At 43.0% G+C, this 24,878-nt stretch carries 26 protein-coding genes and 1 pseudogene; 7 read left to right on the top strand and 20 right to left on the bottom strand.

Annotated elements, in window-relative coordinates; translation table 11 throughout:
- Positions 1–176 precede the first annotated feature (176 nt).
- The 7 genes and pseudogenes from ABR335_RS03765 to ABR335_RS16790 form a co-directional block, all read right to left on the bottom strand.
- On the bottom strand, positions 177–1,487 hold the full coding sequence (locus ABR335_RS03765) for a transposase family protein (RefSeq protein WP_013858128.1): 1,311 nt from the start codon (positions 1,485–1,487) through the stop codon (positions 177–179).
- A gap of 270 nt (positions 1,488–1,757) precedes the next feature.
- Positions 1,758–2,564 carry a recombinase zinc beta ribbon domain-containing protein gene (locus ABR335_RS16810; RefSeq protein WP_434063208.1) on the bottom strand — a complete coding sequence of 269 codons (807 nt, stop codon included), beginning with the start codon at positions 2,562–2,564 and terminating at the stop codon, positions 1,758–1,760.
- A gap of 26 nt (positions 2,565–2,590) precedes the next feature.
- Positions 2,591–3,328 carry a recombinase family protein gene (locus ABR335_RS16805; RefSeq protein WP_434063184.1) on the bottom strand — a complete coding sequence of 246 codons (738 nt, stop codon included), beginning with the start codon at positions 3,326–3,328 and terminating at the stop codon, positions 2,591–2,593.
- Positions 3,318–3,746 carry a recombinase family protein gene (locus tag ABR335_RS03755; protein ID WP_014097250.1) on the bottom strand — a complete coding sequence of 143 codons (429 nt, stop codon included), beginning with the start codon at positions 3,744–3,746 and terminating at the stop codon, positions 3,318–3,320. Before ABR335_RS03755 ends, ABR335_RS16805 begins: the two co-directional genes overlap by 11 nt.
- 4 nt (positions 3,747–3,750) lie before the next feature.
- Entirely contained in the window at positions 3,751–4,458 is a 708-nt protein-coding gene (locus ABR335_RS16800; RefSeq protein WP_434063183.1) for a zinc ribbon domain-containing protein, read from the bottom strand.
- Between the two features lie 24 nt (positions 4,459–4,482).
- Positions 4,483–4,563: pseudogene (locus ABR335_RS16795) on the bottom strand (hypothetical protein); the annotation flags it as partial.
- Between the two features lie 22 nt (positions 4,564–4,585).
- On the bottom strand, positions 4,586–5,311 hold the full coding sequence (locus tag ABR335_RS16790; RefSeq protein ID WP_258434576.1) for a recombinase family protein: 726 nt from the start codon (positions 5,309–5,311) through the stop codon (positions 4,586–4,588).
- Between ABR335_RS16790 and ABR335_RS03745 the strand changes: the two genes are divergently transcribed.
- Positions 5,272–7,332 carry a type I restriction enzyme subunit R domain-containing protein gene (locus ABR335_RS03745; RefSeq protein WP_350346719.1) on the top strand — a complete coding sequence of 687 codons (2,061 nt, stop codon included), beginning with the start codon at positions 5,272–5,274 and terminating at the stop codon, positions 7,330–7,332. The genes ABR335_RS16790 and ABR335_RS03745 overlap by 40 nt on opposite strands.
- A gap of 26 nt (positions 7,333–7,358) precedes the next feature.
- On the top strand, positions 7,359–8,258 hold the full coding sequence (locus tag ABR335_RS03740) for a GIY-YIG nuclease family protein (protein WP_014097248.1): 900 nt from the start codon (positions 7,359–7,361) through the stop codon (positions 8,256–8,258).
- A 211-nt stretch (positions 8,259–8,469) separates the two neighbouring features.
- Here ABR335_RS03740 and rlmD read toward each other — a convergent pair whose 3' ends face one another.
- Together rlmD and ABR335_RS03730 are read right to left on the bottom strand one after the other, a co-directional pair.
- Positions 8,470–9,849: a 23S rRNA (uracil(1939)-C(5))-methyltransferase RlmD gene (gene rlmD / locus ABR335_RS03735; protein ID WP_014097247.1), complete on the bottom strand. Its 1,380-nt coding sequence runs from the start codon at positions 9,847–9,849 to the stop codon at positions 8,470–8,472.
- Between the two features lie 13 nt (positions 9,850–9,862).
- Positions 9,863–10,726, bottom strand: coding sequence for a DNA-3-methyladenine glycosylase family protein (locus ABR335_RS03730; RefSeq protein WP_014097246.1), 864 nt, complete (start codon positions 10,724–10,726; stop codon positions 9,863–9,865).
- 484 nt (positions 10,727–11,210) lie between these two features.
- Between ABR335_RS03730 and ABR335_RS03725 the strand changes: the two genes are divergently transcribed.
- Entirely contained in the window at positions 11,211–12,254 is a 1,044-nt protein-coding gene (locus ABR335_RS03725; RefSeq protein WP_350346588.1) for an IS630 family transposase, read from the top strand.
- Positions 12,255–12,654: 400 nt separating this feature from the next.
- Here the strand turns inward: ABR335_RS03725 and pdaA are convergent, their stop codons facing one another.
- The 4 genes from pdaA to cax all read right to left on the bottom strand — a co-directional run bounded on the left by pdaA (position 12,655) and on the right by cax (position 16,001).
- Positions 12,655–13,443: a delta-lactam-biosynthetic de-N-acetylase gene (gene pdaA, locus ABR335_RS03720; protein ID WP_350346587.1), complete on the bottom strand. Its 789-nt coding sequence runs from the start codon at positions 13,441–13,443 to the stop codon at positions 12,655–12,657.
- Positions 13,444–13,585: 142 nt separating this feature from the next.
- Positions 13,586–13,783, bottom strand: coding sequence for an SE1561 family protein (locus tag ABR335_RS03715; RefSeq protein ID WP_350346586.1), 198 nt, complete (start codon positions 13,781–13,783; stop codon positions 13,586–13,588).
- Positions 13,784–13,954: 171 nt separating this feature from the next.
- Complete coding sequence (locus ABR335_RS03710; protein ID WP_014097242.1) at positions 13,955–14,749, bottom strand: YfkD famly protein; 795 nt, start codon at positions 14,747–14,749, stop codon at positions 13,955–13,957.
- Positions 14,750–14,939: 190 nt separating this feature from the next.
- A complete protein-coding gene (cax, locus tag ABR335_RS03705) occupies positions 14,940–16,001 on the bottom strand; it encodes a calcium/proton exchanger (RefSeq protein ID WP_014097241.1) in 1,062 nt (353 codons plus the stop codon).
- A 112-nt stretch (positions 16,002–16,113) separates the two neighbouring features.
- On the opposite strand from cax, the gene ABR335_RS03700 reads away from it, so the two are divergent.
- Complete coding sequence (locus tag ABR335_RS03700) at positions 16,114–17,298, top strand: MFS transporter (RefSeq protein ID WP_350346585.1); 1,185 nt, start codon at positions 16,114–16,116, stop codon at positions 17,296–17,298.
- A 315-nt stretch (positions 17,299–17,613) separates the two neighbouring features.
- On the opposite strand, the gene ABR335_RS03695 is transcribed toward ABR335_RS03700, so the two are convergent.
- A complete protein-coding gene (locus tag ABR335_RS03695; protein WP_061577439.1) occupies positions 17,614–18,456 on the bottom strand; it encodes a YihY/virulence factor BrkB family protein in 843 nt (280 codons plus the stop codon).
- Positions 18,457–18,594: 138 nt separating this feature from the next.
- Between ABR335_RS03695 and ABR335_RS03690 the strand changes: the two genes are divergently transcribed.
- Positions 18,595–18,819 (top strand): DUF1128 domain-containing protein, encoded by a 225-nt coding sequence (locus ABR335_RS03690; RefSeq protein WP_035183725.1) that lies wholly within the window; start codon positions 18,595–18,597, stop codon positions 18,817–18,819.
- A gap of 111 nt (positions 18,820–18,930) precedes the next feature.
- Here the strand turns inward: ABR335_RS03690 and map are convergent, their stop codons facing one another.
- From map to ABR335_RS03665, 5 genes are all read right to left on the bottom strand, one after another.
- Complete coding sequence (map, locus tag ABR335_RS03685) at positions 18,931–19,683, bottom strand: type I methionyl aminopeptidase (RefSeq protein ID WP_014097236.1); 753 nt, start codon at positions 19,681–19,683, stop codon at positions 18,931–18,933.
- A gap of 149 nt (positions 19,684–19,832) precedes the next feature.
- Entirely contained in the window at positions 19,833–20,348 is a 516-nt protein-coding gene (locus ABR335_RS03680) for a type 1 glutamine amidotransferase domain-containing protein (protein ID WP_014097235.1), read from the bottom strand.
- A 133-nt stretch (positions 20,349–20,481) separates the two neighbouring features.
- On the bottom strand, positions 20,482–21,306 hold the full coding sequence (gene motB / locus ABR335_RS03675; protein ID WP_168985551.1) for a flagellar motor protein MotB: 825 nt from the start codon (positions 21,304–21,306) through the stop codon (positions 20,482–20,484).
- Entirely contained in the window at positions 21,299–22,102 is an 804-nt protein-coding gene (motA, locus tag ABR335_RS03670; RefSeq protein ID WP_017551469.1) for a flagellar motor stator protein MotA, read from the bottom strand. The genes motB and motA overlap by 8 nt, the downstream gene beginning before the upstream one ends.
- A 254-nt stretch (positions 22,103–22,356) precedes the next feature.
- Positions 22,357–22,731 carry a DUF1992 domain-containing protein gene (locus tag ABR335_RS03665; RefSeq protein WP_035188867.1) on the bottom strand — a complete coding sequence of 125 codons (375 nt, stop codon included), beginning with the start codon at positions 22,729–22,731 and terminating at the stop codon, positions 22,357–22,359.
- Between the two features lie 97 nt (positions 22,732–22,828).
- Between ABR335_RS03665 and ABR335_RS03660 the strand changes: the two genes are divergently transcribed.
- Positions 22,829–22,987: a hypothetical protein gene (locus tag ABR335_RS03660; RefSeq protein ID WP_185740937.1), complete on the top strand. Its 159-nt coding sequence runs from the start codon at positions 22,829–22,831 to the stop codon at positions 22,985–22,987.
- A 34-nt stretch (positions 22,988–23,021) separates the two neighbouring features.
- On the opposite strand, the gene ABR335_RS03655 is transcribed toward ABR335_RS03660, so the two are convergent.
- On the bottom strand, positions 23,022–23,372 hold the full coding sequence (locus ABR335_RS03655) for a DUF488 domain-containing protein (protein WP_035188869.1): 351 nt from the start codon (positions 23,370–23,372) through the stop codon (positions 23,022–23,024).
- Positions 23,373–23,487: 115 nt separating this feature from the next.
- Between ABR335_RS03655 and ABR335_RS03650 the strand changes: the two genes are divergently transcribed.
- Complete coding sequence (locus ABR335_RS03650) at positions 23,488–24,741, top strand: MDR family MFS transporter (protein ID WP_061565725.1); 1,254 nt, start codon at positions 23,488–23,490, stop codon at positions 24,739–24,741.
- Positions 24,742–24,878 lie beyond the last annotated feature (137 nt).

The following is a 24,878-nucleotide window of genomic DNA, read 5'->3' as shown; positions in this document are numbered from 1 at the left end:
ATCAATTTTTAGATGTTTTATGATAAAATGACTTATCCACATTTAGAAAATTTTTCCATCTATTTTTTCTGCTTTCAAAGTCAAAAAGAGCCGAATTTGCAAATTTCTTTTTTAAAATTGTGGATAACTTCAAAAAAACCTTTTTTTACATCACATCCTTTGCTATAATATAACCATTAAGTAAACCTTACTTGTATTGGCTTACTTAAATGGGTGAAATCCTCGTCTGTTAAAATGCGTGTCCGAAACGATTCCAACAGATTTGAGGATTTTTCTTTTGCCGTTTTTTTGAGTGCTTTTAAGATTGACGAACCTTTTTCAAACAGCTGTCTAATAATATCTGTTATTTGAACTAATAAATAATGATTTTTCATGGCTGTGTAGTTTTGGCTATTGGCATGTTCTATATTGTAACGATTATTTTTTTGTTCGTTAAATCCTTGATTTTCAATCTTCCAGCGGCTTCTTCCTGCAGCGATGAGTCGTTCCACGTTCTTTTTCGTGATTTTAATATCCGTTATAAATACATACTCTTTCGATTTCCCATCCTCTGTTTTCATTGTGGCCTCCATCAGATTGACCGTTCTGTCTTTGTAGGCAATATCATTCACCCAAACTAATGAATTCTGATCCTTACTTTGTTCCAGCTCTTTTATTGCCTTAAACTCCGTCGAGATACTTTTAATTCTCCCTTCCTTAAATCTGCATATATATTTCCATTTGTGCGCCCTGCACAGATTAAATACCGTTTCACATGCATAGAGACTATCTCCCAAGATACAAATCGGTAGTCTTTTAAATATTTTTTTTATTTTCTTTGCCAGCCTGTCGAAGGCTTTTAATTCACAATCTTGCTTAGAAACATTTTCTGATTCATTTTCGATAAATTCGGAGGCAATACTGAAGACCATATCCCCCACGACAAGCTTGGCTTCAAGTACATGGTGCATATAAAGTACGTTCGTTTCTCCTGTTTCTTTATTTGTATATGCCCGTCTCAGGCAGTGTTTACAATGTTTCTCATGAAAGGTGTGTAATCCAGTTCCATCAATGATGACACCCCAGTACTTTCCTTCAATTCGATAAGACTCGAGAGACCTTTTTTTCAATAATTCTTTAATCATATACGTTCTAATTTTTTCTAATTCATTTACATCTAAGCCAGATAAAAAGTCGTTAATTGTATCATAATGTGGAAGTTCTTCAAGAGAATCTAAGCCTAACACCTTCCCTACATTTTTAATACATTCTTCTTTATTAAAACTCTCACTCATGTTTCTCATGGATTTTAGGCCGGTCATATTTTTCAACATCATCGTAAATAAAAGGACCTCTGGACCATAAGTGATATAGCTTTGATGTCGGTGGTCTGCTACCTTTTTTAGGTTATTCATCAGGTCTTTGAAAAAATGCTTCTGAATTTTAAGGAACTCGAAAAAATAATTTGCTTCTTTTTCACGATTTCTTTTTTCTTTTCTAGTAACCAAAATAAAAACCCCCTCAAAACAGCCAAGTTTAATTAGGGCTTGCTGAACGAATCAAATTTTAGCTTGTATTCGACTTGTCACTAAGCCATGCCAAAATATTCGTCCAGCAAGCTCTAATTATTTAAATTATTACATATTTAGCCGCATTTTTGGGGGGGGAATAGTTAAATTATCACGAAAAATTTTTACTCCTCAGAGCTGTATAATAAGTTAACGACAAAAAGCGCCGACTAAGATGCCACTGCACCTCAATCGGCGGTCAAATTCGTTTTATTTTTCTATATCAATTTCTACACCAGATTTAAATTCAATAGTTAGTTTATCATCATAGACCGTTATTTTCTCTATAAGTCTCCTTACTAGTTGCTCATCATACTCCTCGAGGAGGGTGGATTGTTCATTAAGGAATTTTTCCATATCTTCTAGCCTTTGCTTGGAGCCTTTTTTGCCGGCTTCTTCTGCTAAAGCCTTATGCCTTTCCTCTCTGAGCCTGTAAATCTCATCGGCTATATCGTTATAATCCTCTTTGGAATTGGCCAGTCTCAAAAGGTCTTTTTGTAATTCCTCTAGCTTTTTATCTATCTCGGAAACAACATTATTGCCCGTTTCACTTATCACTGTTTCTATATTTTCCTTTAAGATAGTTAAAAAGCCATCCTTTTGCCCTATTAGTTTATTAATTGCATCCACCGTAGCAAGGCCTATCATATCCTCCAGCACGGTTCGGGAATGACAAGTTAACCCTGTATTCTCAAGTCTACTGACGCATCTCCAAACAATCGATTTTTTGCCTCTGTTATTCCAATGAACTCTACGGTATATTTCACCACACTCTCCGCAGAAAATAATTTGTGAAAATACATGATTTGCACTAAAGTTTCTTTTCTTTCCACTAGTACTTATATGTCCTTTACTTCTATGAACTAACTCTTCTTGAACCTGCATGAAAATTTCACGCGGGATAATAGCTTCATGACTATTCTCAACATAATATTGAGGTACGATACCGTTATTTACAACCCTCTTTTTTGTAAGAAAATCTACCGTATAAGTTTTTTGGAGCAATGCATCACCAATATATTTTTCATTGCTTAATATCTTCCTTATAGTACTGGTATGCCACCTTTTTTCCCCGCACCTGTAAGTATGCCATCAGCTTCAAGTCCTTTTTTGATTTTATCCATACTGGAGCCATCAAGATACTCTCGGTAAATCCTTTTAACTATTTCAGCTTCCTCCGGCACAATTACTAATCGCTTATTTTCATCTTTGGTATATCCTAAAAACCTAGAACAATTGACCATTACCTCTCCCTGTTGGTATCGGTATTGATAGCCAAGCTTTACATTCTGGCTTAATGACTGGCTCTCTTGTTGCGCTAAGGATGCCATAATGGTAAGCATAATTTCACCTTTGGCATCCAGTGTATTGATATTTTCTTTCTCAAAATATACCGCTACATTTTTATCTTTAAGTTTCCTGATGTATTGTAGACAGTCCAAGGTATTTCTAGCAAATCGGCTTATTGATTTGGTAATAACCATATCAATTTTCCCAGCCATGCACTCATCAATCATTCGATTAAATTCGTCGCGATTTTTTGTATTTGTGCCGCTGATACCATCATCAGCAAAGATCCCTGCAAATTCCCACTCTGAATTCTTCTTGATAAACTCTGTATAGTGTTCAATCTGTACTTCGTAACTACTAGCCTGCTCATCACTATCTGTAGAAACTCGGCAATAAGCAGCGACCCGAAGTTTTGGTGTATCATCTTCTTTTCGGCTGTTGCCTACACGTTTAATTGCAGGTATAATCATTACATTTTTATTAACTGCCATCTTGCTGTCCCTCACTTTCTATTAAGCTATATACAAATTCCGCTTGTGTAAAAGGATTTGTATACTTCTGAATTACTTGTCCTATGGTAAACTTCTTAAAAATAGTAGGTTCATCTTCTTTCTTGGGTTCAAAGATTCTGCCTAGCTTTTTCGCTCTCTTTACCCTCTCTGCTTCTGCTTTTTCGTAGGTTTCTTTATCAATGATGGCAGGGTAATAATCATCACCAAGATAACGCTCATTTCTTAGCATCCTTCCAGCAGTTCCATGATAAGCATCTATTCCAGCAGTCTTTGCAGCGACCGTTAAGGAAAGGCCTGATAAGTAGCCCTTATACAAATTCCTTACTTTTTCAGCTTTTTCTTCATCGATAACTGCTATTCCATTCTCTATCCTATAGCCATAGGGCGTGTGCGCCATTTTCTCACATCCTTTCCCTTAGTGTGATTCCACATTTCAGAACGAAACCTATCTCTACCCTTGAGTAAACGATAATTTTTTCAATATGATCATTGAAAATTTGCTCTTTAAAGGTATTTATCATTTCAGCCTTATTCGTAAACTTTATTAAGTTACTGACTTCCTGCACCTTTGATAATTCTCCATTTAAAGCATGAATTAAAGCTTCTTTTTGCCCCATATAATTATCTGCTTCCATTTTCAGTTCATTGTTTTCTCTGTTAAAAAGGGCAGGTTCTAGATAACCCTTTGCCATAAGCTTTACAAGCAGTTCTCTCTGTTCTGCATTTTTTTCAATTTGCTTCTCTAATTCCTGAATTCTTGAAAGGTTATCAGAGTTGCTCATTCCACGCAAAGCATCTAATAGTGGTTGTAGAATAAGTTTTCTACCGAAAATCAGCTTGTTAATCATAGTAACAAAGGCCGTCTTTATATCCTCATCTCGAATAAACTGCATGGAACATTCTGTTATCTGCTTTAAGTGTTTACTGCAACACCAGGCTACATATTTTCTTGTGCCGGACGAATGAATTCGTCTTTTAAAGGTGCTACCACATTCCGAGCAAATAATTTTTCCGGAGAAAGAATACCGATTTTGGTACTTATCATTACGCTTTTCTATTCCCTTTTCTTTTGCCCTTTGATTTAAGGCAGCCTCTACTGCTTCAAACACTTCATGGCTGATAATTGCCTCATGGTGATTTTCTATTAAATATCTGTTTTTCTCACCATAATTGGTGCGCTTATTAAAACGGGAATCTGTATAGGTTTTTTGCAGTATAACATCCCCGGTATATTTCTCATTTTTTTAGAATTCCTCGAATTGTTGTAGCGGTCCAACGACCACCTCTTTTGGAGGGGATACCCTTTTGATTAAGATCATCTGCTATTTTCTGTGTACCCTTGCCTGATAGTACTTCTGCGAAAATATACTTCACAATTTCTACTTGCTCAGGGTTTACCACCATTTGTCCATCAATGTTGTCATAGCCATATGGTGGGTAAGAAATCTTAAAAGTTCCGTTCTGAAATCTCCTTTGAATTGCCCACTTGTTATTTTCCGAAATGGAGATTGACTCACTTTCTGCAAGCCCGCTTAATATAGAAAGCATCAACTCACTTTCCATTGATTGGGTATTGATATTTTCCTTCTCGAAATAGATATAAATCCCAAGGTCCAACAGTTTACGAACCATCTCCAAACAATCCGTAGTGTTTCTTGCAAACCTACTAATGGACTTTGTAATAATTAAGTCAATCTTCTTGTTTTCACAATCTGATAGCATTCTAAGAAGTTCTGACCGGTTTTCTTTTTTGGTCCCACTGATCCCCTCATCATAATACAAGCCAACATATTCCCATTCTGGGTTTGCCTTTATGTAAGTCTCATAATGGGATTTTTGTGCTTCTAGGCTCACTAACTGTTCATCACTGTCCGTAGAAACACGACAGTAAGCAGCTACTCGTAATTTGGGCTTGATAATTGATGTACCCTTATTCCCATCTATTTTTGTTATCTTTTTCATCGACTCACCTCCTCGAAAAGAATGGCAAAGCCATCATTGACTCTGTGGTAGTTGTTACAGACCGTGTAATACTTGATAAACAAATTCGGGATACGATAAAACAGTTTATGCAGGTTTCTAGCACAGTAGCATGGGCAGAACACTCTGATGATTTAAGGAAAGCAATCAATGGCGGTAAGAAGATTATAATAACTACTGTACATAAGTTCCCTATTATTCTTGATAGCATTGGCTCAGAACACAAAGGGCGCTCTTTCGCCATAATTATTGACGAAGCCCATTCATCACAAAGCGGTAACATGTCGGCTAAGATGAATATTGTATTATCAGGTGAAGTTACTGGAGAAGAGGAAGATTTTGAAGATAAAATCAACCGTCTTATGGAAGGGCGCAAAATGCTGAAGAACGCCAGCTATTTTGCATTTACCGCTACTCCTAAAAACAAAACCCTTGAAATGTTTGGTATCCCATACCAAGACGGAGATGAAATTAAACATCGTCCGTTCCATGTATATACAATGAAGCAAGCAATTCAAGAAGGTTTTATTTTAGATGTATTTAAATACTATACCCCTGTAGACAGTTATTACAGGCTTGCTAAAACCATTGAAGATGATCCTTTATTTGACAAGAAAAAAGCACAAAAGAAACTCCGTCAATTTGTAGAAAGTAATAAGTTTGCCATATCACAAAAAGCAGAAATCATGGTGAACCACTTTCATGATCAGGTTATTTCAAAAGGGAAAATCGGAGGAAAAGCACGAGCTATGGTGGTTACGAGTAGTATAGAGCGCTGTATCGAATACTATTACGCAATTAATAAATGCCTTGCTGACAGGCGTAGTCCTTATAAAGCTATTATTGCTTTTTCCGGGGAAAAAGAATATGGTGGTAAAACTTTAACCTCTGCAGCAATTAATGGCTTCCCAGATAATACAATTGAGAAGGTGTTCCGTAAGGATCCATATCGATTTCTTATAGTGGCTGATATGTTCCAAACGGGTTATGATGAACCACTACTCCATACAATGTACGTTGATAAAATGCTATCTGATATAAAGGCTGTTCAGACTCTATCTCGGCTGAACCGCTCTCATCCGCAGAAACATGATACTTTTGTACTTGATTTTGCAAATAAAACAGAGACCATTGAAGCAGCATTCTCAAAATATTATCGGACAACTATTCTGTCTAATGAAACTGATCCGAACAAGCTTTATGATCTCATAGCAATTATGGAAGCCCATCAAGTATACGAAAATGGGCATGTTGATTCGCTTGTTGAACTTTACTTAAATGGTGCAGATCGCGATAGGTTAGATCCTATCCTCGATGCATGTACTGCTATTTACAAAGAGCTTGATGACGAAGGGAAAATTGAATTCAAAAGTGCAGCAAAAGCATTTGTTCGAACATACGGCTTTCTTGGAGCTATTCTTCCTTACGGTAATGCAGAATGGGAAAAGCTATCAATATTTTTAAATTTATTAATACCTAAACTTCCTTCTCCCAAAGAAGATGATTTGTCTCAAGGAATACTAGATTCAATTGATTTAGATAGTTACCGAGTCGAAGCTCGTGATTCTATGTCTCTTGTATTAGATGATGCTGACGCTGAGATTGGCCCTGTACCTGCTGGTCGTGTAGGCGGCATAGTGGAGCCAGAAATGGATTTGCTTTCTAGCATTCTTTCATCATTTAATGACTTGTTCGGCAATATAGACTGGAACGATGCTGATAATGTTCGCCGCCAAATTCTAGAAATACCAGGAATGGTTACAAAAGACGAGCGCTATATTAACGCAATGAAAAATTCAGACAAGCAAAATGCGCGTATGGAAAGTGAACGTGCCCTTCAGTCTGTTATATTTAGTATAATGGCGGATAATATGGAGTTATTTAAGCAGTTTAATGATAATCCTTCGTTTAAGAAATGGCTGTCGGATCTTGTTTTCAATTTAACGTATAACCCTGAAGGAAAGCCATTTGAAACTCCTTCCAATGATTCAAATAACAAATAAGCTGTTACGGAGGGAGATAAAGGATTATGGCTAAACGAGGAAAAAGTATAAATCTGTTTTTGATGGATGGCACACCAAATGGGAGAATAAAGTGTACTTTGGCTAATTGGACTGGCGTTGCTTACAAGATACCTCGCACTGAACTAGATAAATGCAAAGGACGCGAAGATTTATCCCAGAGCGGCGTTTACTTTTTATTTGGCACTTCAGATCAAACAGATGACAATATGGTATATATTGGGCAAGCCGGTGTTCGGAAAAACGGAGAGGGTCTTCTTTGTCGGTTAATAGAACACAAGCGAAATCCAGATAAGGATTATTGGACAGAAGCTGTTGTATTTACTACGTCCAATAACTCCTTTGGTCCCACAGAGATAAGTTATCTTGAGAATCGTTTTTGTGGGCTTGCAGTAGAGGCAAACCGGTATGTGGTTAAGAACGGAAACGACCCTACTCCAGGAAATATAACCGAGGAAAAAGAAAGTGAGCTCGAAGAATTCATTGATTACGCTAAAATTATAATGGGTGCTCTTGGGCATAAATTATTCGAACCACTGACAGATAAACCTAAACCAGCTAATACAGTAGAATCTGCTGAAGAGGAATTACTTCTCTTTATGAAGCGAAAAAGTCGTAAGAGCGGACAAGTAATTGAAGCAAGCTGTAAGCAAACGAACGAAGGTTTTGTCGTCTTACAAGGCAGTCATATTGAAACGATAGATTCTGAAAGTATTCCGCCTGGAATTAAAGACCGCAGACAAAAAGCCAAAATAGATGAAAATGGCATACTTCAAGAAAATATCTTATTCCGTAGTCCATCATATGCTGCTGCTTTTGTCATTGGCGGCCACGTAAATGGACTGGTAGAATGGAAAACTAAAGACGGGGTATCATTGAAAGAAATAGAAAACAGTGAAGAAAATTAAGCAGAAGTTTACATCTATCCTGTCTCCTCAACCCCTACAAAAATAAGCGTTATCTAACCTGTCAACTCAACCCTATTACTTTCAGGGCAGTTGATATGTTCCCGCAAACAATAAAAAATGAGGGTCTCCAGATATTGTCACCTCCGGCAAAGTAGCCTACAGAAAAGTTCAATATCTGGAAACCCTTTATTTATAGGCATTTACAGCCCTTCTATTTATCAACCCTTGACATCAATACCACGCACTCAACATGCACCGTTTGCGGAAACATATCCACAGGCTGCATATAGGCTATGTTATAAGCTTTACTCAGTATGTGTAAGTCCTTTGCCAAAGTGGAAGGGTTGCATGACACGTAAACAAATTTCTTTGGTTTTACCTTCAGAATCGTCCGTAAAAGGGCTTCGTCACAGCCCGAACGCGGCGGGTCGACGATGACAACGTCCGGGCGCCAGCCTTCGTTCAGCCATTTTGGCAGGAGGACTTCTGCTTTACCGGCAAAGTAATGGGCGTTCGGGATGTTGTGGGCGGCGGCGTTTTTCTTAGCATCTTCAATCGCTTCCGGAATCACATCCATACCGCGGATTTCGGATGCGCCATCCGCGAGCCACAAGCCAATGGTGCCGACACCGCAGTAGGTATCCGCAATTTTCTCCTTGCCAGTCAACGCAGCGGCTTTTTTCACTTCATTGTAAAGCTTCACCGTCTGGATCGGGTTCAGCTGGAAAAAGGCGCGGGCGGAGAGTTCGTATGTGAATTCTTCGAGCCGTTCTTCAATGATTTCTTTTCCGGATAAATGAATCGTTTCGTCGCCGAAAATAACCGACGTTTTTTTGGCGTTCACATTTTGCGCAACCGATACGACTTCCGGCAGGCGCTTTTTGATCTCGGAAAGGATGACATCTTTGCGCGGCAGTTCCCGCTTGGTCGTAATCAGCACAACCTGGGCCTGGCCGGTCTGGATGCCGACCCTTGTGACAATGGTTCGCACGATGCCTTTCCCGGTTTTTTCATTGTACACCGGGACATGGAAATCATTTAAAATTTGTGTCACCACTTGCGTCACTTTGTTTGTCAGCGGATGCTGGACGATGCATTCCGGGACGTTGATCAGCCGGTGAGAATCAAGGCTGTAAAGGCCGGAAATGATTTTCCCATGGTCTTCACCGAGCTGGAACTGGCTTTTGTTCCGGTACAGCCATGGGTTATCCATACCGATCGTCGGGCGGATATCGAGTTCGTCCACTTTTAACTTTGTATGGCGTTCGAGCGCCTGGATGACAATGTCGCGTTTTTCGATGAGCTGCTGCTTGTACACAAGGTGCTGGAGCTGGCAACCGCCGCACTGCTCGTAAACCGGGCACGGGGCTTTTACCCGGTGGGGCGAGCGTTTGCGCACCTTTTTGACAATACCTTCCACATATTTCGGGTGTATCCGTTTGGCTTCCACGACCACCTCTTCGCCTGGCAGCGCACCCGGCACGAAAACGACCGTCCGTTTAAAATAGCCGACCCCTTCCCCGTTGATGCCGAGCCGTTTGATCGTCAAAGGGAATTGCTGTTTTGGTTTAATAATGACTTGTTTTTGCATAAAATCCGTCCCTCTATTCAATGCTACGCCATAAATACAGGGAGGCATAACTCAAATAAGGCTCCCAGTCTTTTGCGTAAGCGTCCATTTCTTCATAAGTCGGTTTTTTCTCAAGCTGGAAAAGTTTTTTCAATGCCTTTTGAATGCCAATGTCGGCTTTTGGAAAGTGATTCAGGCGGCCGAGCCCGAACATGAGAAAATTTTGCACGGTCCACGGGCCGATGCCGCGGATTTTCACGAGCGTTTTTAAGATTTCTTCATCCGGTTTCTTTTCAAGTTCTGCCAAGTCGAGTTCGCTTGATGCCACCAATCTGGAAAGCCCGATTACATACTCTGCTTTCCGCTCGCTAAACTGCAGGGCGCGTAAATCTGCAACTTGCAATGCAGCCGTTTTTTCCGGAGACGGATAAAACCAGACACCGTCTTTTTGAAAACCAAAGTGGTACACGAAACGCTCTGTCAGCGTATGGGCAAATTTCATATTGAGCTGCTGGTGGATGATGCATTTGATCAGGCAGGCATATGGCGAAAAGTCTAGCACAAACGGCGTGCCGCGGTGTTCTTTAAAAAGCGGTTCAAGGGCAGTGCCGGTAAAATGGTTTGTGATGCCTGCAATATCTTTCTCCCACTGAAAAAGGTGGAAAATCCGCTTCTCAACGATTTCAGCGGTATCCGGATTTTCGCCTTTGATGAGAAAGGCAGGTTCCTCCGTTGTGCCGGTTGCAGTGATGGACGCTGTTTCCGGCTGTTTGCCGTATATCGGGATTTTCACTGTCCGACTAAGCGGATCCACCGCCTGTAACGGGTCGAGGCTTAATCTTTCGAGCGCACGGTCAAAATTGTACGGGCCATTGATTTTAACGATTTTCTCCCACATGGCGTCCTCTCAATTCGTTTTTAAGTATTATAGCACAAGCGCTCGCCCTTTTCATTGCCGATTCAACGCGGCATGAAAACATCACAGGATAAAGAGACCCGGCCGGTTATCTGTCTAATTAGGTTTTCAATGGGACAAATGCAGGAGGGATGCGCGGGCATTTGTACAGTTAGACCTTCCAACAACTAGACAAACGTGGGCGAGCAGCGCGGGCATTTGTCTAATTAGCTTTTTCAATTAGATAAAAGCAGATGAGTGCCACGATCATTTGTCTAATTAGAACCGCCAATTGGACATTTGCAGGAGGATTGCACGCTCATTCGTCTAATTAGCGTTTCCAATTAGACAATTGCAGATGAGCGGCGTGGTCATTTGTCTAATTAACATTTCCAATTATATAAGATGAACTAATCATCTTTGCTCAATTTCTTGGTCCTTTTTCGGGTATAAAGTCTGTAACTATACCAAAAAGGATGGAGAAAAAATGGTAAATCATGAAATTGAATCCTTACGAAATGCAATGAAAAATACAAAAGATAAACGTCTTTATGAGCGTTACCTTTCTGTGCTATTACACCTAGAAGGCCATACTTATATGGATATCGCTAAGATTATAGGACGTAATCGGCAGACGGTTATGGCATACTTTCATTCTTATGAAGAAGGTGGAATTTCCGGGCTACAAATGAAAAAAACAACAGGTAAACCCGAAAAGTTAAGTAAAGAACAACAGGAACAGTTGGCCGATACCATCGTAAATAAAACACCTGCAGAAGTCGGTTTCGAAGCAAAATACACTTGGACGCTCCAATTAATTGCCGACTGGATTCAACAAGAGTTTCAGCAGTCTTTTACTCCCAAGGGCGTTTCTGAGATGTTACACAGGCTTGGATTCAGCTACACTAAGGCAACGTATACTTTGGCAAAAGCTGATCCGGACGAACAAAAGGAGTTCAAAGAAGTCACTTTTCCAGCGTTGAAAAAGGAACTGGAGAATGGTCTCATTGATCACTTGTTATTCGAAGATGAAGCATTCATCCGTGCTTATCAGGCCCTGCAGTATAACTGGTTTCCGAAAGGTCAGCAGCGAAAGATTATGACATATGGCCAACATAAAGGTGCTAAATTGTTCGCCGCAATAAACTATGAAACCGGCGAAGTCACGCATTATGAAGAAGAAAAAAGCAACTCTTCGGCCTTTAAACGATTTTTGGAACTCCTTTTAAGCGAATACCCACAAGGTAAAATTGTAATGGTCCTGGATAATAGTAAAGTGCACAACGTCATCAAGGATTTTCTGAAAGAAAATCCACGGCTGAGGTTTGTCTATCTTCCTAAATACAGCCCTGAGCTGAATCCAGTGGAAGGATTATGGAAATGGCTGAAGCAAGACGTCGTTAATAATGTTTTTTTCAGCAAGTTTTATCAAATCCGGTCCCACGTGGCTGAATTTATGAAACAAGCTAGCCAAAAAAGTCAGAAAATTATTGACCGGCTGCTTGTTAGATTAGAGCTGTCGAAAACTTAAGTTCATCTTATATAGACAAATGCAGGTGAGTGCCACGGTCATTTGTCTAATTAGAGCTGCCAATTGGACAAATGTAGGCAAGCGGCACGCCCATTTGTCTAATTAGAACCGCCAATTGGACATTTGCAGGAGGACTGCACGCTCATTCGTCTAATTAGCGTTTCCAATTAGACAATTGCGGATGAGCGGCGCGGCCTTTTGTCTAATTAGCTTTTTCAATTAGACAAAAGCAAAAGATCCGCGTGCGCATTTGTCGAATTAGACGCCCATGCGGCAGTGAACGCGGCGCCATAGGAACTTTGCTTATGCAGCAAACCCTCATTCGACCCGGCAAGCACTTTTTCTTCTGGCCGGCAAGAAAAACAGAGCTGCCCTTCACTTTTAAGGCAGCCCTCTTTGGTTACTTTTTCAATTTTTCAGTTTTCATAAACTCATCCATGCTTTTGAATTTGTAGCCTTGTTTTTTCAAGTCTTTGATCACGCGTTCCAATGCGTTGGCATTGTCTTTTGACACAGTATGGAGCAAAATAATGGCCCCAGGGTGGATTTGTGACATGATGCTGTCATAAGCAAATTGTGTGCCGCGCTGGCGGTTCACATCCCAGTCGAGGTAAGCCAGTGACCAGAGGACATGGGTGTAGCCTTCTTCATTGCCCAACTTCAGCGTTCGTTCGCTCAGGATGCCGCGGGGCGGGCGCAAATATTTCATTTCTTTCTGGCCGGTAAGGCGGGCGGTTTCCGCTTTCACTTTTTCCAATTCTTCACGTACTTGCGCATCGGAAATCTGTGTCATGTCCGGATGGCCCCACGAGTGGTTGCCTATGATATGGCCTTCTTTCACCATTCGTTTCACAAGATCCGGCTGTGATTTTAAATAGTGGCCGGTGACGAAAAAGATGGCGGGGACTTTTTCTTTCTTCAAAACATCGAGTATTTTCGGGGTATACCCATTCTCGTATCCATTGTCAAACGTCAAATACACATACTTGTCATTCGGATTGCCCTTGTAAATGCCGCCGTATTTTTGCAAAAGGGCGTTATAAGCGGCGCCGGCATCCGCCTGCTGCCCGTTTTTGCCTTTGTTAAATCCCCAGTTGATCGGGGCGTTGGAAAGGGCAAAAGCATCTCGCTGCGGGCATATTGAAAAAAACAGGAAGACTGCAAAAAGTGTTGCAAAAACTTTTCTCATAACCAAACTCCTTTTTGTTGTTTTCCTTATCTTTCTCATTTCTGCAGCCGGAAATACTGGCAGTATCTGTTCGTGCAGAAAAACAGGGCAATATCGTTCCAAAACAGCATTCGTCCCCCGATGCCAGATAAAAAACCGGCCTTTACAAAGAAGGGGCCGGTTTGCGCTTTTTGAATTGGTCCATTTTCATTTCAATTTCATCGATCATTTGAATAAGCCGATCAATATCTTCAAGGCCTGCCGCTTCCGGATCAATCGAATCCAGAACCTCCAAAAAGATATTCAGCCGTTCCATTAAATAAGTAAGTTGCTGGTCCTTGTTATATACCGCTTTCCCCAAAAAAATCCTCCTCACGTACTTCTTTCTTATTATAGTATACCCCATTTTCCGCACAGAAAAAAGCTGCTGTTCAGACAGCTTTCTTATTGGCGATTGCCCATAGAAAATTGGCATGAGACAGGCCTCCTCAAAATCCGGTGAACCTGCCCGGGCCAATCTAAATAAACTTCTTTATTTCGGCTGTTCGCTCACAGAAAAACTGAACGAAACATAGTCCTGAATGGGAATCCAGGCACCAATGCCGTGGGAAGTGACGTTTTTAACCAAAATTTCCCGTTTCGTCCCTTTAAGGACAAGGTACACTTCGCCGTATGTGACTTTTCCTTTTTCATTCACGGCCGGGGCATATGCATACAAATAGCCGAGCCGTTTTTTCGGGACATTGTATTCATGGCCTTTTTTCGTGCCGGCCCCGATAATCGTGTCAAAGGAAAGCGGCAACTTCGAGTTTTCCATTGCTTTTAACAGCATCATTTTCTTGACATCGTCCGCTTGCGGAATCCTGGCAGTCAGGCCGCCGCGCACGATCTTTTGCGCTTCCTGGACGTAGTGCATTTTATAATTGGCATCGCCGCCGCGGTTATCAAAGTAGTTCGTATTGATTTTTTGGTATTGCCAGTTTGGCGACGTTTCGCTGGATTCATAATTCAGCGGCCATTCGCCCAGGTAAATTTTCGCGCGCAGACCGAGCGATAAAAACGAGCGGTTCACGCTTGTTTCATTCAACATCCGCACGAGATTCGGATTTTCAATTCTCACATTGGACGTTTTCAGCAAGGTTTCGGTAAACTGGCTTGGCTGCAAGTAAGGCAAATCTTGCGACGAGTTCGGATACGTATTTTCTTTTGTAATGTTTAGGACCGACTGTGGAATTTGCACCTGTTTTTCTGTCGGCTTTGCTTCTCCCGCCGGCGCAGCAAAAAGTACGGCGAGCAGGAAAATCAGGATCGTCCGCATCCATTTCATTGATGTTATCTCCTTTCACAAGAGGTTCACGAACGTACCGTTATTTTTTCCTGCCCGGATTAAAATATCCGCTTCCAGCAAATAAAACCTGATCCCTGTATGCATCGTGCACTCGCCGCTCTATGCCATAACGGCCGGTAACATTCCGGCGTACTAAAAAAACTGGTTAGCCGCATGACAACTTCTGGCATTACAGCAAGTAAAAGCCGATCCCCATGATAATGTAGGCTGCCAGCATAGTAGCCCCTTCAAACCAGTTTGTTTCGCCGTCATTTGCCAAAATGATCGTAAGCATGACCGCAGCGATCATCGAGACGAGCTCCGGTATGGAAAAGACAAGCGGCATGGCTTTTTCAAAAAACAAAGATGCAAGCACAAGGACAGGGACGACAAACATAGACACTTGAAGTGTGGAGCCGAATGCAATTTCAACCGCAATGTCCATTTTATTTTTCACCGCCATCAAAATAGCAGAAGCATGTTCCGCAGCATTCCCGACAATGGCGACGATGATAATCCCGATAAACATTTCGCTCCATCCGAAACTTTTTGCAACGGACTCAAAAGTATGTACGAGATTTTCCGAGATATAAGCCACTGCAAGCGTCGCAAGGGCAAGCACAATGATTGATTTTCCTTTTGACCATTCCGGCTCTTCGTGTTCTTCCTGCTCCTTGACCCGGGCTTCCCTGTCCTGGTAAATCCCGCGGTGTGTCACCAGTTTAAAAAACAGGGCAAACAAGTAAAGCAGGATTAAAATAATGGAAATGCCAATGCTGAGGCTGACCGTCTTCCCTTCTGACATCTTCATGGAAAAAATTTCAGGAATCACAAAAGCGACAAAAATCGCGAAAATTAAAAGGCCTGAGTTATGCCGTGCATCATATACGTTGAATTTTTGGCGTTTGTATTTGATCCCCCCGAACAAAAACGACATGCCTGCAACAAGCAGCAAGTTTCCGAGCACAGAGCCCGTCAAAGAAGCAAGCACGACTTGATGGAGCCCGGCCGCTAGGGAAAACAATGAAATAATCAATTCTACCGCATTCCCGAATGTGGCGTTTAACAAACCGCCGATCCGCGGACCCGCTATAATGGCGAGACTTTCGGTTGCCCTCCCCATAAAGCTGGCCAGTGCAATGATGGTCAGGCAGTAAACGGCAAACATCAACACGTTCGGCCAGTGTAGAAGTGCGCCTGCAACCGAGACGGGAACCCCGATGATCACCATAATGGCAAACATTTTATTCATAGCCATCCTCCTATCTGCTTTCTATAAAATTTTACAAAAGATCGGTTGGCTTGCCAAATTTTTCTGATCTGATTATGCTATAGAGAGCGAATGCACAACGAGAACAAGCCGGGTGAGAGCAATGAATCGTTATGAAAATATGCGTTTTTGGATTTTGGTGTTGATGACTTCTGTTTCCGGATTTACACAGGGCATGCTTTTGCCGCTGATTTCCATTATTTTTGAAAAAGACGGAATTGATGCATCATTGAATGGGCTAAATGCAACCGGCCTGTATATCGGTGTTTTATTTGCGTCGCCGCTCATGGAAGCGCCGCTGCGGAAATTCGGATATAAGCCGCTTATTTTAACAGGCGGGCTGACCGTTTTTGCCTCACTGCTTTTATTTCCGGCCTGGAAATCGTTATGGTTTTGGTTTATTTTGCGCCTTTTCATCGGCATTGGAGACCATATGCTGAATTTTTCGGCGCAGACATGGATCACGTCTTTCTCCCGGAAAGGACGGCTCGGGCGGAACATCGCGCTATACGGACTTTTTTTCAGCCTTGGATTTGCCGTCGGGCCATATATGACAAGGCTTGTAAATGTGGATGAGCGTCTTCCTTTTATTACCTGCTCCATCATCAGCCTTTGTTTCTGGCTGACCGTTTTTCTTTTAAAAAATGAGCACCCGGAAGCAGACTTGGAAAATGTTTCTTTTCTGGCCACATTTCAGCGTTTTGGAAAGGTCTGGAAATTGGCGTGGGTTGCATTGCTCCCGCCGCTCGGTTACGGATTCATGGAATCGTCTTTAAACAGCAGTTTCCCGGTTTATGCATTGAGAAACGGAATAAATGTCGATGCCGTTTCCATGATTATCCCTGCCTTCTCGATCGGAAGCATCGTTTTTCAACTTCCGCTCGGCATGTTAAGCGACCGGTTCGGAAGGCGAAAAGTGTTGATTGCAGTCCTTTTGATCGGCTGCGCCTGTTTTGCGGGGGCTGCTTTTAGCAAATCAAACGCCATCGCGCTGTTTGCCTGCTTTTTCGTTGCCGGTATGGCCGTCGGCTCGACGTTTTCCCTCGGGATCAGTTACCTGTCCGATCTGCTGCCACGGCCGCTGCTTCCCGCCGGCAACATCATGTGCGGCATTCTGTACAGCTTTGGCAGCATGGCCGGCCCTTATTTTTGTGGCGTGATCATTAAATATACAAAAGGGCCCGTATTTTTCCTGCTGATTTGCATGCTATTGCTTGTTTTGTCCGTTTTGATTTTCCGTTTCAAAAAAACGGCCGCTGCTGTTCCCCGGCACTCCTGACAGCTGCCCGCTTCCGGCTTCGCCTTTTTTTCGCCGTTCTTCGCAGCCTCCTTTGCAGAGAACGGCTGCGATAAGATCCACCTGAAAAACCGGCCGCGATCTTAATCCAGGGATCTCTGCGTTTAGATCGCGCGGCATTTTGACTGCCTTCCTCTAACGAAGAAATTTGTCCGTCTGTTTTAACTTAGAACGCTTCGCTGTTAAGACAGGCGGAAATTGGAACGCCTTTCTTCACTTAGAATGCTTCGTCTTTTTACTAAGATGTCATGGTAACTTGCCGCTTTTTTAATATGCGCATAAAAGCAATGATCCAAATTAGCAATTTTTGTGTTTATCATTTAAAACGGCATTCAGTTCACCGCCAAAAATGAGGATGATGCCGCTAATATAAAACCAAAGCATCATGATGATCATTCCGCCGAGGCTGCCGTATGTGGCATTATAATTTCCAAAATGGCTGACGTAAAACGATAAGGCGAGTGACGCCACAATCCAGCCGACTGTTGCAAAAATGGCTCCGGGGACAACCGTGAGGCAGCCAAATTTTTCGTTCGGCGCAAAAAAGTATAACAAGGAAAACACGATAAACAGCAGTACCGGCGTAAGCGCCCATCTTAAAATATTGATCAAATTTTTCAAATCATTCGGCAGCCCGAAGTAAGAAAACACATAATGGATGAGCTGCTGGCCGAACACAGGAATTAAAATAACGGCTATAAACACGATAATCATCCCGAGTGTCAGCATCACCGACATGAGCCGTTGCATGACAGGCGGGCGTGATTCCTCTACTTTATAAGCCCTGTTTAATGCTTTAATGACCGCGTTCATCCCGTTGGAAGCAGACCACAAAGTCGCGATCATCCCGAAAGAAAGCAGGCCGCCGTGCCGATTGGTCAGCACTTCTTTCAAGGTGGTTTCGATCAGCTTGAACGACTGGCTTGGCGCAAAATGCCTGACCATATTTAACACATCATCCGTTTTAATCGGCAAATAAGGAAGCAAGGTAAACAAAAAGATCAATAGCGGAAATAGAGATAAAAGAAAAAAGTAGGATAACTGTGCAGCCATCCCGGTAATATCGTTCCGTTTTGAGTTCTCTAACAAAGCCGCAATGGTTGAACGTTTTTTTTCTGCCTGGAGTGCAATTTTATCCAATTTTCATCACCCTCTGTCCGTCCGGTTTACCATTATATTTCCCTCTCCATTCCGTATGAAACGTTTCGGGTGAAACGTTTCGGGATCGGTAGTCATGCGGTATAATAAAACAAGAAAAACACGAAAAGGGTGAAAATGTTGGATCTCTCAGAAAAATCAGCGCAAAATATGGCTTATATGGTGCAGGCAATTACAGCGAAATTAAAAATGGTCAATACGGCGGCACTGCAGTCTTCCCAGTTTAGCATTGACCGTTATGACGATTTGTTTGACTTGTACGAAATGGTGATGAAAAAAAATACATTCAGCCCGAATGAAATGCAAGCTATTGTGGAAGAGCTCGGCAGCCTGAAAAAAGATTGATGCCGGTTGGTTTCAGAATGTAAAAAAGCTGGGAGCTTTATTGCCTCCCAGCTTTTTTAGGTTTCCGGCGCTGTGCAGCACTTTTAGCCGGAGCTTTAGTTTCAGTGAGCATTAATCGTCCTGATCGGTAATGATCACAATGCCGTCTTTTGTAATCGCAATGGTATGTTCATACTGTGCGGAAAGGGATCCGTCCATGGTTCGGGCTGTCCAGCCGTTGTCATCCATCTTCGTTTCATAGCTGCCGATATTCACCATCGGCTCGATCGTGATGACCATCCCTTCTTTGATGCGCGGCCCTTTATGCGGCAGCCCGTAGTGCGGCACTTCCGGTTTTTCGTGGATCGTCGGGCCGATGCCATGGCCGATAAAATTGCGGACAACCGAGAATCCCTGTGCTTCCACATACGTCTGAATGGCGTGGCCGATGTCGCCGATCCGGTTGCCCGGTTTGGCCTGTTCAATTCCTTTATAAAGCGCTTCTTTTGTAACATCAAGCAGTTTTTGCGTCTGTTCACTTACTTTTCCGACCGGATAACTCCAGGCGGAATCAGCCAGTGCGCCGTTCAGGTTGACGACCATATCAATCGTGACGATATCTCCTTCCTTTAACGGCGTTTTCCGCGGAAACCCATGGCAAATTTCATCATTGATGCTTGCACATGTCGCATACTGATAGCCTTGGTACCCCTTTTGTTCAGGGGTTGCCCCGTGCTCCCTTAAATAACGGTCAACAAATTCCTCAATTTCCCATGTTGTGATCCCCGGCTTGATCATTTTTGCAATTTTTTTATGCGTATCAGCAAGCAGTTTGCCTGCTTTTTTCATCATGTCAATTTCTCTTTGCGATTTCAGTGTAATCATCTTCTACTTCCTTTCGTTATGGCAACATTATTCTATGTAAAAGTTCATTTTCTGTTTCCCCGCTCCATTTATCATATCCCTAATTTGCATTGTGCGCAAAGTAAAAAAACTGCTGCCCGGAAAGAGGCAGCAGTTTTTTACATACAAGCTCATCCGTTCAGGAGTTTCAGCGATTCCCTGTTAAATGCAGGGATGTCATCCGGAGTACGGCTTGTGACAAGTTGGTTTTGGCATACGACAACTTCTTCATCGCGGAAGTTCGCACCGGCATATTCCATGTCAACACGGATCGATTTGTAACCTGTAGCAGACCGGCCTTCTAATGCTTTTGCTGTAATCAAAAGCTGCGGGCCGTGGCAGATTGCAAACACCGGTTTTTTCGAATCCATAAACTGTTTTACAAATTGGACAAAGCGATCGTCGGCGCGGAGCTGGTCCGGAGAAAAGCCACCCGGAATCAGAAGGGCATCAAAATCACCCACGCTGACATCATCGATGCCTTTGTCAATATGGATTTCGGTGCCGTGTTTCCCTTTTACCGTTTTTCCGGCTTCCATTTCAATATTGACAATTTCATGGCCGGCTTCCTTATATGCTTTCACCGGTTCGGTGTACTCTGAATCTTCCACTTCATTGGTGACAAGTACAGCGATCTTTTTAGCCAATCGAACCATCTCCTTTTCTAATCTTTGGGACGTTTATATTTTACCTCGTTTGTGCGGTTTCAAACAAACAGTTTGCTTCACGGAACGATGGGGCGATTGGAAATACGGATCCGGGCGCTCTTTTTGCCTGGTTTTACCGGTCGCTTCCTTCCTCATTTTTCGGGAGAATGAGTACTTCCACCCGCCGGTTTTTTGCCCGGCCATTCGGCGTATCATTCGATGCAATCGGATGGTATTCCCCATATCCTTTTGCCGAAAAATATTTCGGATTTAAATTTTTGTTTTCTAAAATGATCTTTAAAAAATTGGTTGCGCGCATCACGCTTAAGTCCCAGTTTGATTGAAAGACGGAGTTGTGGATCGGCACATTATCCGTATGGCCGCTCACGATAATGCTTCTTGGCGGGTCCATTACGAGCAAATTGGAAAGGGCTTTGGCTGTTTTGATATCTTCTTTCCGGACCTCCGCTTTTCCCGAATCAAACAGGACATTGTCTCGGATCGTAATCAAAAGCCCTTCGCCTGTCAAAGACGTTTCAAACTTTCCTTCCAATTTATTGTGCGCTATGTACGTGTTGATTTTTTGCTGGGTTTCTTTTAATTGGGCGTCCCCTTGCCCATTTGATGCATTTGTTGTGCTGTTGCTTTTTGAACCATTTGTTGTGCTGTCCCCATTCTTTTGTGCATCATTTTTCTTTTGCTCGATAAATTTTTCTGTGTCGGATGTGCCGTTATCATCTCCGGATGTCTGCTTCGTATAATCGAAAAAACTCGTCCCGCCAACAAACACCCCGTTTAAGACTTTAGAAAATCTTTGAAACTTCTGGGCATCGATGGAACTCATTGCAAACAGAACGATAAACAGTGCAAGAAGCAATGTCAAAAGGTCGGAATAAGGCAGGAGCCATGCCTCGCTGTTTTCCTCTTCTTCTTGTTTTTTCTTCCTCTTTTTACTCATTTGTTGCCACGCTGCCTTCTGTAATCTCTTCCATCAGTTGTATGCGTTCTTCATTTGGCAAATAAGACGCCAGTTTCTGTTCGATCACGCGCGGGGATTCTCCTGCCAGAATGGAGAGAATCCCTTCCAGCATCATTTCCTTGTTTTTTGCTTCGTTTTTGGACTTCCGTTTTAATTTATTGGCAAACGGATGCCACAATACGTAGCCGGTAAAAATTCCGAGCAGTGTGGCCACGAATGCGGCTGAAATGGCATGCCCGAGCACTTCTGTGTCCGACATATTTCCGAGGGCAGCGATCAGCCCCAATACAGCACCGAGCACCCCGAGTGTCGGGGCATACGTGCCTGCCTGTGAAAAAATGGCAGCCCCCATCTGATGCCTTTCTTCCATTGCTTCAATTTCTTCGCTCAGCACATCGCGGATATATTCGGCGCTCTGCCCGTCAATCGCAAGGCTCAGGCCGTTTTTCAAAAAAGCGTCATCGACTTCATCCAGCCTTGCTTCAAGCGCCAGCAGCCCTTCTCTCCGAGCAGTCTGGGCCCAGTCGGAAAAAAAGCGGATCATTTCTTCCGTGCTCATCAGTTTTTGTTCCGTAAAAATAATCTTCAACAGTTTCGGAACTTTTTTCAATTCACTCATTGGGAAACCGATAATGACGGTCGCAGCCGTTCCCGCCAGTATAATCAAAAGGGCAGCCGGGTTGACGAGGACAGCCGGGCTTACCCCTTTTAACACCATGCCGGTACCAATTGCCACAACACCCAGAATTACGCCGATAATTGATGATTTATCCATTTTTTTCACCTGAATATCATAATGTCTTCTTTCATTATATCGGATGGATGGCGGCAATTTATAGTAAAAAAAGCGGGAAAAATGATGCGGTTTTTAAACGCCCTTGTAAATGGGACAGCTGATTTCAGTTCCCTAGTCTTTAGTAAGCGATTACAATTCAACAGCACCCTGTACCATATCCAGGACGCCGCCCATTTTCTAACGGGCTGCCTGAAACGGAACCGCTTCACTTCCGGTCGTGTTCGCGGCGTCCCTTAATCAAACAGCTTTTTTTCAATTTTATCCTGATAATTTTTAAAAATGGCGCTGTTTGTTTTGATCCGTTTTTTGGAGAGCATTTGGTTATACGCCAGCAGTTTCTCGCTCAGTTTCTTTTGTAATCCTTCTTTTTCTATTTCATTTTCAGATTGTTTGATTAAATCTTCAATGGAAAGCAGTTCTTTCTTTAAATTGGCTTCTTCCGGGGAAAAACCGGCGTTCTGTAAAATCCGGTAAGCCATCCGCAAATCTTCCGGCACGCCGGAAAGCGGGTCTTTCGGAAGTGGCTTTCCGTACCCCGGCAGATTTTCAAATTGCCCTTCTTCATACGCTTTCCGGATTTTATCTTCCGTCATTCTGATGAAATCCACAGGTCGGCACCCCTTTCGCTTTTTTACTATTATACCGTATTCGGGTACATATTTCCTTTTGTTTAAGGGACGCTATAGGCAGGAAGGGGGAACGATGATGGGACGCGGAGAAATGTTCGACCATAAAAGAAAAGGCCATCCGGGTCGTTTTCCGAAAGACCAGATGACCGATGAAAAGCAGCACAAAGACAGCAACTATGACGAAGAGCAAATCATTCCGCACGAAGCGTTTAAAAACCGTATGCACAACCCATAATAACAGGCGCCGCAGCGTATGCGGCGCCTTTCGATTATGCCCGTCCTTCGAGGTATTCTTTTAACACCACCGCCTGGTTGTGCTTTTCGTCTTTTGCCGCGTAGAGCAATGTCACCGTTCCGGCCTTTCCCCATTCGATCAGCCGGTCCAGTTCCGTTCTGTCTTCCAGCCGGTCCAGCTCTTCCTTATAAAGTGTAGCAAATTCAGCAAAAAGCGCAGGATTATGGTTAAATTTTTTCCTGAGAGAACTCGTCGGCGCAACTGTCTTCATCCAGGCATCGAGTGCCGCTTTTTCTTTTGATATGCCGCGCGGCCAGAGCCGGTCGACTAGCACGCGTTTGCCGTCCTCGCCAGGTTCTTCATAAATTCGTTTTATCCGGTACATTCGGCAAGCCCCCTTTCAATGCCTTGCCCGGTCCTGTAACTTTCTTCATTGTATTCCCCGCTTTTTCTGGTATTATAGGGTTTGATACCTATTCTGGACAGATGAGGAAATATTTATGAGAATACGTGACTGGGATCAAAATTTAAAAGTCCGCCTGCTTGGGGAATCATTGATGAATATTACCTTTTGGATGTTTTTCCCCTTTCTGACCATTTATTTCACCGAGGCGTTCGGGGCCGGGCTTGCTGGTGTCCTGTTGATTGTCTCACAAGTTTTTTCCGTCATTGCCAATTTGCTCGGAGGATACTACGCCGACCGCTTCGGCAGAAGGAAAATGATGGTGGTGGCTTCAATCGGGCAGGGCGTGTCTTTTTTCATTTTCGGATTTGCCAACTCGCCATGGTTTCATTCCGCCGTGACAGCTTTTATTTGCTTTACGGCTGCCGGCGTTTTTAGTTCTTTTTATTATCCGGCAAGTCAGGCAATGATTGCCGATGTTGTGGATGAGAAAAACCGCAGCCATGTGTTTGCCGTTTTTTACACCTCCATGAATATCTCCGTCGTTATCGGCCCGGTAATTGGCGGGATATTTTTTGCGGATTATCGTTTTGAACTGCTTGTTTTTGCTGCTATTGCCTGTTTTCTGCTTGGCGTTTTGCTCGTCAAATATACGCGGGAAACAGCACCGGTTTGGGCAGGCGGGCAGCAACGCGTCCGTAAAAAATGGTACAGTACGCTGATGGAACAGGCAAAGAGCTACCAGGTGATTGTCAAAGATAAAATATTTATGTTGTTTATTTTGGCCGGAATCCTGATTTCCCAAACGTATATGCAGCTTGATTTAATTTTGCCGGTATTTACAAAGCAGGCCATTCCTGAAGCAGATTTGCTTCATCTGCTCCACTTTACCGGCGAGCAGCTGTACGGTTTTATTTTATCCGAAAACGGGCTGATTGTCGCGCTTTTTTCAGTAGCGGCGACGAAATGGGTGACGAGGTACCGGGAACGGAATGTGTTTGTCCTTTCCTCCCTCCTGTATGCCATTTCGATTTATTTGTTTGGTGTCTGGATTTCAAGCATCGGCTTTATTTTCTCGATTCTGTTGTTCTCGCTTGGCGAACTGATTGTGACGGGGATTCAGCAGGACTTTGTTTCGAAGCTTTCCCCTCCTGAGATGCGCGCGCAATATTTTGCCGCTGCCAGCTTGCGCAATACAATCGGGCGTACAATTGCCCCTGTTTCCATCCCGCTTGCCGGCTGGATCGGCTATAAAGGAACGTTTTCCATTCTGGCCGTGCTTGCGGTCATGAGCGCGGGGATGTATGTGCTGATGTTTCGCCAGTATGAAAAGAAACGCCTGTCTGCTTGAAAAAACGGGCACGATCCATGCACAATTTGCTAAAAAAGTCTGTCTGTTTAAACGGGCAGACTTTTTTTCATGAACAGCGGCATTTTGAACCATACTAGTTTTAGAAAAGTTTGCGGGCTTTTTCCCGGTGGTAAATA

This window comes from Heyndrickxia faecalis, assembly GCF_040267745.1.
In the GTDB taxonomy this organism is placed as follows: Bacteria; Bacillota; Bacilli; order Bacillales; family Bacillaceae_C; genus Weizmannia; species Weizmannia faecalis.
This window is presented reverse-complemented; position numbering and strand designations above follow the sequence as displayed.